This is a genomic window from Nocardia thailandica NBRC 100428 (genome assembly GCF_000308795.1).
In the GTDB taxonomy this organism is placed as follows: Bacteria; Actinomycetota; Actinomycetes; order Mycobacteriales; family Mycobacteriaceae; genus Nocardia; species Nocardia thailandica.
In genome coordinates, this window is record NZ_BAGK01000273.1 from 1 (window position 1) to 1,153 (window position 1,153).

Below are 1,153 nucleotides of genomic sequence, written 5' to 3' on the forward strand. Positions count from 1 at the left end.
GACGACGGTGACGGCGTCCGGACACCCCGTAGGCCGGACGACGCCGAGGGCGGCGCGGCCGACGGACCTCGCGGACCTCGAACAGGCGGCGAGCCGGCCACCGCCGGGTCCGGCAGCGGTGGCACCGTCCGCGCGGCCCGGCCCGCCGGCCCCGCCCCGGAGTCCCGTCGCGCGGGCGACGGTGATGGCGGCCGGGAGTCCGGTGGGCCGGACAACCCGATGGGCGCGGCCACCGCCGGGTCCGGCAGCGGTGGCACCGTCCGCGCGGCCCGGCCCGCCGGCCCCGCCCCGGAGTCCCGTCGCGCGGGCGACGGTGATGGCGGCCGGGAGTCCGGTGGGCCGGACAACCCGATGGGCGCGGCCACCGCCGGGTCCGGCAGCGGTGGCACCGTCCGCGCGGCCTGGCCCGCCGGCCCCGCCCCGGAGTCCCGTCGCGCGGGCGACGGTGATGGCGGCCGGGAGTCCGGTGGGCCGGACGACCCGATTGGCGCCCCCGCCGGGGGACACCACGGAACGGTGGCAGACGAGGAACCGGTGGCCTCCGACGGCACGGTCGGTGCCGACCGGCCCGCCGACGGCGCCCGGAAGACCCGTCGGCCGGGCGGCGGGGAGGGTACCCACGAGTCCAGCGCGCCGTGCGATCGTGCGGGCACCCGGCCCGAGAAACATCCCGGAACGACGGTCGCTCGGACGGGCCGGGACAGCGGATCCGGCATCGACCGGCCCGCCGACGGCGCGGGCGCGCCACCCGGCACCAATCCCGGCGACATCGTCGAGGGCGATCTCGACGCCGCGGTGAGCCAGTGGAACGCCCAGCTCGGCGTGCTCGGCGACATCGCCGACGAGGCCGGGATCGCCGAGCGTCTGCGGCGGGAGTTGCGGACGTTGCACGCGGATCAGGAGGGGCTCGCGCGGCAGGCCGACGAGCTCGAACGGCAGCGCGCGGCGGCCCCGGCCGCGGTGGCCGAGGCCGAGGCGCGGGTGCGCGAGGCGGAATCGGCCGCCGCGCAGGTTCCCGGGTTGCGGGGCGAACTGGAGCGGCATCGCGAGGCCGCCGGCGCCGCGGCCGAATTGGCGAGGAAGCGGACCGCCCTCGAACAGGCGCGGGCCGAGCTGGCCACGGCGCGGGATCGGCACCTGGACGCCCGCGAAC

1 pseudogene is annotated in these 1,153 nt (G+C 79.6%); it reads left to right on the top strand.

The annotated features are described in order from the left end of the window. Positions 1 to 1,153 (top strand): annotated as a pseudogene (locus ON36_RS28475) (hypothetical protein); the annotation flags it as partial.